This window comes from Neorhizobium tunisiense (assembly GCF_039631515.1).
Lineage (GTDB): Bacteria > Pseudomonadota > Alphaproteobacteria > Rhizobiales > Rhizobiaceae > Neorhizobium.
Genome location: NZ_JBDIUU010000017.1, coordinates 1 through 8,010, shown reverse-complemented (window position 1 = coordinate 8,010; position 8,010 = coordinate 1). Strand labels below are relative to the sequence as shown.

Below are 8,010 nucleotides of genomic sequence, written 5' to 3'. Positions count from 1 at the left end.
CAGGATGACGATGTCGCCTTTCCGTGGGGCGCAGCGCTGCATGACTTCGTCGCGGGTGATGCGGAGCTGTCCGTTCAGAAACGAATAGGCATCCTGTGGGGATGAGGAAAGATCCATGTCGCACCTCGAGTTTCTATAAATGAGATCATTCTCAATATTTACACTTTGGTACCGAAGTCAACCTCCGGCCACCGTGAGATGACCGCCATCCGTCGCCGGGGCCGAGGCGCGCTGACCGGACGCAGCGGCGGCAGATTGCCAATTGCACATGCAAAACAAGGGCATCGGTATCAATCGCGGCTTTTGTCTGGGTTTGATGCCGAAAGCGGTTGCGCGACAGGAATGGGTGGGGTATCAGTTTTGCGACACGTCTAGAAAAAAGGATGGTCGTTTGCTGCTGCTTGTCCTCTACTACGCTGCGGTAACCCTGGCCGGTGTGACGCGCGGTCTCTGGGTCGTCGCGCTCGGCTGGTCATCGGCCCTCGTCGGCGGGTCGGTCACGCTGATCGGCATCGCCTTTCTCGTCGGTCACCTCATCAACGTCCTGCTCGCCCCGGGCGTTGGCGCGCTGATCGACCGGCGCAGCCGCAAGCGTCTGGCAATGGTCGGCCAGGCGCTGTTCGGTGCCGCCATGGCACTGCCGGGCCTGGCCTATCTGCTCGGCTTCGAGCTCAGCTACGCGATGATCCTTTTCGTCGCGTGCTGCATCGCGGCGGCAGGACTTCTGCAGGGCGGCGCGCTCGACGCGATCCAGAAGTCCATCGTCGAGCAGGCCGATATCAGGCGGACCAACGCGATCGTAAACGGACTGCGGCAAGGCTCGATGATCGCCGGTGCCGGTCTTGGCGGGCTTGCGCTGATGTGGTTGCCGCTCCATGCCGCCTTCGCGCTTGGCGTGGTCCTCTGCGGCCTGGCGGTCCTGTGCGTGCTCGGACTGCCGGACGCCTATCCGCCATCGGGTGGGCGCCGGAGCTACATGGCGCAGGTGGCGGAAGGTTACCGGTTCTTCGTGCAGAAGCCGGAACTGGGCCGGCTGGCGGCGCTGATCGGGTTCAGCACGTCCGTGGGGCAGCTGTCGAACGTGCTGCTGCCGATGCTGGTGCAGCGCGAGCTTGCCGGCGGCAGCGGGCTGTATGGATTGATCGACGCCCTGTGGTCCGTGGGAGGGATCTCGGCCGCGGTTTTCGCCGCGCGAATCCTGCAGCGGTTCAATCTCGACGGTTTCGAGTATCTGGCCATCATCGCGCTCGGGCTTCTTGCCGCCAGCATTTCGGTCACCGCCTATCCGGGGGCGGTCGCGGTCATCTATTTCCTGATGGGCTTTGCGTTTTCGTTCTCGAAGATCCTGTGTGACGGGCGAATGATCGAGCTGGCCGACCTGGAGTCGATCGGCCGGGTGCGCACCCACACGCAAGCGGTCACCAGCGCCTTCGGACTGCTGGTGTTTTCGATGCCCGCAGTCACCGGCCTGGAAGACGTGAACCTCCAATATGTCTTGTGGGGCACAGGCATCGCCACCATCGCGGCGGGGATCTATCTCCTGGACCTGCAGGCCAGCGGCAACCGGGCGGCGCTTCGACAGGCAAACAGCAAAAATGATCCGCATCAATGAACGTCATTACTCAGTTGCGAGGCTGTCGCACGATTTGGCGTTTTCAGCCCAAAGCGGCCGGACGACAAAGATCGAGCGACCGGCTACGCGGCTTTCTGAACGTGGTGCAAGCGTGGTGTCGAAGAATGGGAGCAAGCCTTGACCAGAATAGTTATTCTAAACCGGGCGGATCCGAGACGCATCCGGTATGATCAGGTCATCGATCACCAGCGTCACGACGTGACCTATATCGGTCAGTTCCTCAACCAGAAATCGCCGGCCAACGCCACGATCTTCCCCGCGAGGTTGGCGGATCTCGATGCGGATGCTCTGCCGGCGCATATCGAAGAGGCTTGCGCGAATTGCGACTATCTGGTCGCCCGCGGCGAACGCGACCTGCTCCTTGCCGCCCGGATCCGCGAACGGTTCAACATTCCCGGCGATTCAGTCGCAAGGGTCCTTCCCATCCGTGACAAGCTGACGATGCGGATGGCCGCGCATCAGTCGAGCCTGAAACAGCCTGCCTTTTGGGCGCTTGCCAAGTACAAGCGCATCAGCGCCTCGCTGCCGCCTGATCAGAAACTCGTCCTCAAGCCACGTCTTGACGCAGCGAGCAACGGCATATGGATCGGACCGCGCGCGGGCCTGGACGCGCGCATCGAAAGCCTTGACGAACGCGACTGGCTGGTCGAGGAGTTCGTGCCGGGAGACATCTTCCACCTTGACGGACTTTTGAGCGGCGGTGAGCTGACCCTGCTTCAGGCGTCGAAATATGTGAACACCTGCTTCTCCTTCGCATCGGGCTCAGCCCTCGGCTCGACGCAGGTCGACAATCCGGAATGGGCGAGCCTGGCGGTAACGGACATTGCCCGGGCACTCGGCTATCGCGATGGAGGCTTCCATCTCGAGATGATCGTCGATCGGGACGGACAGCCGTTTTTCCTGGAGTTCGCGGGCCGGATCGGCGGCGCTTACATTGCCGAGGCGTTCGAGCTGAAAACGGGCGTCAATCTCCACCATGGAGATCTGCACTGCATACTGGGCGACGTCGCCAAAGTCGACAACGGCCGCGGCCGGGCCGACATGTTCGGCTGGTTCCTCTTTCCCTATGGCGCAGAAATCGACTACGGCTCCGTAGGCCAGGTTTTCCGCCATGAATTTGTCCAATGCCACATCAATGCGAGTCCGGCCAAGCCGGACGTGCCTTCCTATAGCGAAATCCACTCACCGTTCGGCGGGATCGTCCGCGGTCTTGAGTCCTGCGAGGGCGCTATCGATTCAATCGTTCGCTACGTGACCACGAAGTCAAATTCCCTAGCCAACATCTCGTGATGTGGATTGAAACCATGCCGATGCAACAACCGTTGACAGACTTGCAGAGACACACCTGGGAGCATCGTTTCGCAAGCCGGGCCAAGAACATGAATGCGTCGGAGATCCGCGATCTCTTCGCCCTGCTCGACAATTCGGAGATCATTTCCTTTGCGGGAGGGTTCCCCGACGCAAATCTTTTCGCCTTGCCGCAGTTTCGCGATGGCTATCAGAAATCACTCCAGGATAGCCCGGCGATCTCGCTTCAATATTGTGCGAGCGAAGGATATTTGCCGTTGCGGCGCTGGACTGCCGATTTTATGCGCCGGCAGGGCGTTGTTTGCAGTTCGGACAACATCCTGATCACCTCCGGCGCACAGCAGGCTATCGAATTTCTGTCCCGCCTGTTTCTGGAGATGGGTGATCCGCTCGCCGTCTCAAAGCCGAGCTACCTTGGCGCGCTACAGATATTCAACGCATATGAGCCTGACTATCGCTTCTTCGATGGCGACGGCGTGAGCATGGCAAGCCCAGGTGCCGGCAAAACCCAGCCTTTGAAACTTATCTACGCCAATCCGGATTTCTCCAATCCAACGGGCGAAACGATGGGTGTGATCGCGCGGCGACGTCTCATTGCCCTTGCTCGCGCAAATGATGCGCCTCTGATAGAAGACGGGGCCTATTCTTCACTGCGCTACGAAGGCGATCCACAGCCGACTATCATGCAGCTCGACATCGCGGACTCTGGCTCTATCGAAACGTCGCTGGTCGTCTATTGCGGCAGTTTCTCGAAGACGATGACCCCGGGCATGCGCATCGGCTGGATTTGCGCGGCAAGCCAATTGATCAACAAGCTTACGCTGCTGAAGCAGTCCAGTGATCTAAACAGTTCGACCATCAACCAGATGGTCATGCACCGCGTTGCGGACGAAATGTTTGACGCGAGTGTGAACACCTCGCGAGAGGTCTACCGGCAGAGGCGCGACAACCTGATCAAAGCGCTCGAAGACTATATGCCGCGCAACGTGACCTGGCGAAATCCGGAGGGTGGAATGTTCGTCTGGCTGACATTGCCCGAAGGCATCGACGCCAAGGCGCTGCTTGCCAAGGCCATCACAAGAGAGCGTGTCGCCTTCGTTCCCGGTCGCCCCTTCCATGCCGATGGCTCCGGCGGCAACACGCTGCGCCTGTGCTTCTCGTCCTGCGCGCCCGAGCTTGCGCGAGAAGGTGTGCTGCGATTGGCGCGACTGATCGGTGCTGAAACGGCAAAACCTGACGCCATGGTGCAGACATCGACTGTGCCGGGATCGACATAGGCGCCCGGCTGCAAGCGGTGACCATTCGCGCCTGAACACCTCAAACACCGATGCTTCAGCGCAGCGTTGGAGCGGCCCTATTGGGCGCAGACGAACACGTCGGACCGGCGACTTGTCCGCGTCAGGCAGGCTCCCTGAAATGTCCGAAGCACAGCGCCGTTGAAATTGGTTTCATCAGGTTCCCACTCTACGTGCCATTGCAGGCCATAGGCGAATATCGACGCCGTCGTCACACGCACAGCCTCGATTGAGCCATCCGGGGCGACCGCTTCCACGGTCAAGCCTGATCCCAGATCCTTGATGGCTTGCACGTGGAGAGAATTGACTGGCACCGCCAGGGGATCGAGCCCGCATTCAATGGCAAGCGTCTCAAAAAGCGTGTTCTCGACACAGCGCAGGGAATGCGAGGGAACAAACTTTTCAGCTCGGGTTGAAACGTCCGACGGGGCGCGGTGATCCAGCCGGCCGGGCATACGATGAACCGCCTGATGGAGCGATCCGCCAAAAGCAACGTTCATATCCTGGATCCCACGGCAGATTGCCAATAGCGGGACGCCCATGGCAATCGCCAGCGGGATGAGCGCTTGTGTTGTGACGTCCCGCTGCGGATCATATTTGTAATCGGGATCGGGCCTCTCTCCGTAAAGCGAGGGGTCCAGCATGGTTGGTGCGCCGGTAACCAACACGCCGTCCAGGCGCGCGAGCAGGCTTTCGAGCTGGGGCCGGCTGGCGTCAACCGGAATGAGGATCGGGACGGCCTCAAGAAACCCGGCGACGACTGCAACGTAGCGATCAAGCACCGCATGAAAATCCGATCCAAGGATTTGCTTCGTGCAACAGGTCAGGCCGATCAGCGGAAGCACGCCATTGCGTGTCTCGTGTAGCGAGGACATCGTAACCGCCCGCGTTCTAGATGCCATCGATCAGAAGCAGTCGGGTGGGCTTTACGCCCTCCTCGTAGACACGCGAGCGATACCTGTATTCCGTCTCCGCATAATCAGAGGTGGCAGCCGAACCGAAACAGTTGGCATGCAGCGTATCGAGCGCCGCACGCCCAGCCGGGAAATAAGGGTTCGCGAGCAGCTTCTCCCTCGATGCCTCCTGGATGTCATCAACCAGATCCAATGTGTCGAAGACAAACTGCTCCTTCGAACGGTGGTCCGAGACGCCGGTCATGTAGAAAAGGTTCAGGAAACGAGCACGAATTGCGTCCGGAACAGGCAATTGGTCCAGATAGGTCAACAGCCATTTTCTTCGGACATTGGTCGATCCAACAAGGTGGAGGTAGGCTGACATCTGCTGAATCAGATTTTCGCGTGCCAGATCGACGGAGCGGTCGATTTCGCGCTTGTCCCAGGCGCCCATCAGGTCAAGGAGGACGGAGAAATCCGACGCAAACCAACGGTATGCCACATAACAATATTGCCAGCGCGATATTCCTCCCATCAGCTGTTGGAACCGCGGTTCGTTGCGCAGGACCAGGCAATTGAACAGCCGGTGAATTAGGTTCTGCTGCCGCACGGTGAGCACTTTGGTCAGCAGGACAAGGTTGTTGCAGGCGTAGTCATAGATCGTCTTGACTTGATCAAAGAGCGCTTCGACCTCGGCGAATGTGTCGAACTCGACATCGACCTTGACGCCCGAGTTCGGCACCACAGTGTGGACGAGGAAGACCTGCTTGCCGCGCGAAGTCTCGTTCAGGATATCTCGCTCGACGCTAAGCACCCGGTGATGCTGACGGTAGATGACTTCTTCGCAGGCGCGTCGCTCCTCCGTGAAAACGTACATGTCGAGGTCGGAAAACTTGTTGCCTATCCCCTCGATAAGCGTACCGGCGGCGATCGCGATGTCCCCATCTCGCAAATAGATCTGATTGTCGATGAACGCCTGATCAACGCTGACGCGACCACCCAGAAGACGGATTCTGTTTTCGGTCAAATCCATTGCAAGTCACCCCGTATTGGCCCCCAAACGCGGGGCGAGTTCTGAAAAAGGGTCTGGGAAAGGCAACAGGACGTATTCGCTTGAAATACACGTCTCGCCGCCACTCCCAACGGAAGTTCGATCCGCCGCCAGAGGGCAAGCGCGCGCTCTTCATCCTGTCACCGGATGGCGTGAAGCGTTCGCCGCGTCGGAAAAGATCGGATGGCAGCGACAGCCTCGCAACTGAGTAATGACGTTCATTGATGCGGATCATTTTTGCTGTTTGCCTGTCGAAGCGCCGCCCGGTTGCCGCTGGCCTGCAGGTCCAGGAGATAGATCCCCGCCGCGATGGTGGCGATGCCTGTGCCCCACAAGACATATTGGAGGTTCACGTCTTCCAGGCCGGTGACTGCGGGCATCGAAAACACCAGCAGTCCGAAGGCGCTGGTGACCGCTTGCGTGTGGGTGCGCACCCGGCCGATCGACTCCAGGTCGGCCAGCTCGATCATTCGCCCGTCACACAGGATCTTCGAGAACGAAAACGCAAAGCCCATCAGGAAATAGATGACCGCGACCGCCCCCGGATAGGCGGTGACCGAAATGCTGGCGGCAAGAAGCCCGAGCGCGATGATGGCCAGATACTCGAAACCGTCGAGATTGAACCGCTGCAGGATTCGCGCGGCGAAAACCGCGGCCGAGATCCCTCCCACGGACCACAGGGCGTCGATCAATCCATACAGCCCGCTGCCGCCGGCAAGCTCGCGCTGCACCAGCATCGGCAGCAGCACGTTCGACAGCTGCCCCACGGACGTGCTGAACCCGATCAGCGCCGCCAGCCGGCCCAGTTCCGGCTTCTGCACGAAGAACCGGTAACCTTCCGCCACCTGCGCCATGTAGCTCCGGCGCCCACCCGATGGCGGATAGGCGTCCGGCAGTCCGAGCACGCACAGGACCGCCAGGCCGCAGAGGACCACGCCAAGCGCGAAGGCGGCATGGAGCGGCAACCACATCAGCGCAAGCCCGCCAAGACCGGCACCGGCGATCATCGAGCCTTGCCGCAGTCCGTTTACGATCGCGTTGGTCCGCCTGATATCGGCCTGCTCGACGATGGACTTCTGGATCGCGTCGAGCGCGCCGCCCTGCAGAAGTCCTGCCGCCGCGATGCAGCACGCGACGAAAAGGATCATCGCGTAGCTGAGCTCGAAGCCGAGCAGATAGGCCAGGCCCGGCAGTGCCATGGCGGCACCGAACAGCGCCTGGCCGACCATTGCCAGACGCTTGCGGCTGCGCCGGTCGATCAGCGCGCCAACGCCCGGGGCGAGCAGGACGTTGATGAGGTGACCGACGAGAAAGGCGATGCCGATCAGCGTGACCGACCCGCCGACGAGGGCCGATGACCAGCCGAGCGCGACGACCCAGAGACCGCGCGTCACACCGGCCAGGGTTACCGCAGCGTAGTAGAGGACAAGCAGCAGCAAACGACCATCCTTTTTTCTAGACGTGTCGCAAAACTGATACCCCACCCATTCCTGTCGCGCAACCGCTTTCGGCATCAAACCCAGACAAAAGCCGCGATTGATACCGATGCCCTTGTTTTGCATGTGCAATTGGCAATCTGCCGCCGCTGCGTCCGGTCAGCGCGCCTCGGCCCCGGCGACGGATGGCGGTCATCTCACGGTGGCCGGAGGTTGACTTCGGTACCAAAGTGTAAATATTGAGAATGATCTCATTTATAGAAACTCGAGGTGCGACATGGATCTTTCCTCATCCCCACAGGATGCCTATTCGTTTCTGAACGGACAGCTCCGCATCACCCGCGACGAAGTCATGCAGCGCTGCGCCCCACGGAAAGGCGACATCGTCATCCTG

6 protein-coding genes are annotated in these 8,010 nt (G+C 60.2%); 3 read left to right on the top strand and 3 right to left on the bottom strand.

Features of this window, described 5'->3' with window-relative positions:
* Positions 1 to 391: 391 nt before the first annotated feature.
* The 3 genes from ABCW43_RS28765 (at position 392) to ABCW43_RS28755 (ending at position 4,218) form a co-directional block, all read left to right on the top strand.
* Positions 392 to 1,612 carry an MFS transporter gene (locus tag ABCW43_RS28765; protein ID WP_345928170.1) on the top strand — a complete coding sequence of 407 codons (1,221 nt, stop codon included), beginning with the start codon at positions 392 to 394 and terminating at the stop codon, positions 1,610 to 1,612.
* A 138-nt stretch (positions 1,613 to 1,750) separates the two neighbouring features.
* Positions 1,751 to 2,923, top strand: a complete 1,173-nt coding sequence (locus tag ABCW43_RS28760; RefSeq protein ID WP_345930746.1) for an ATP-grasp domain-containing protein — start codon at positions 1,751 to 1,753, stop codon at positions 2,921 to 2,923.
* A 14-nt stretch (positions 2,924 to 2,937) separates the two neighbouring features.
* The gene (locus ABCW43_RS28755) at positions 2,938 to 4,218 is read left to right on the top strand and encodes an aminotransferase-like domain-containing protein (RefSeq protein WP_345930745.1); all 1,281 of its coding nucleotides are present in this window, start codon (positions 2,938 to 2,940) and stop codon (positions 4,216 to 4,218) included.
* 77 nt (positions 4,219 to 4,295) lie between these two features.
* On the opposite strand, the gene ABCW43_RS28750 is transcribed toward ABCW43_RS28755, so the two are convergent.
* The 3 genes from ABCW43_RS28750 to ABCW43_RS28740 all read right to left on the bottom strand — a co-directional run bounded on the left by ABCW43_RS28750 (position 4,296) and on the right by ABCW43_RS28740 (position 7,619).
* Complete coding sequence (locus tag ABCW43_RS28750) at positions 4,296 to 5,111, bottom strand: gamma-glutamyl-gamma-aminobutyrate hydrolase family protein (RefSeq protein WP_345930744.1); 816 nt, start codon at positions 5,109 to 5,111, stop codon at positions 4,296 to 4,298.
* A 16-nt stretch (positions 5,112 to 5,127) separates the two neighbouring features.
* The gene (locus ABCW43_RS28745; protein WP_345930743.1) at positions 5,128 to 6,162 is read right to left on the bottom strand and encodes a hypothetical protein; all 1,035 of its coding nucleotides are present in this window, start codon (positions 6,160 to 6,162) and stop codon (positions 5,128 to 5,130) included.
* Between the two features lie 236 nt (positions 6,163 to 6,398).
* Positions 6,399 to 7,619 (bottom strand): MFS transporter, encoded by a 1,221-nt coding sequence (locus ABCW43_RS28740; RefSeq protein ID WP_345928170.1) that lies wholly within the window; start codon positions 7,617 to 7,619, stop codon positions 6,399 to 6,401.
* Positions 7,620 to 8,010: the final 391 nt, after the last annotated feature.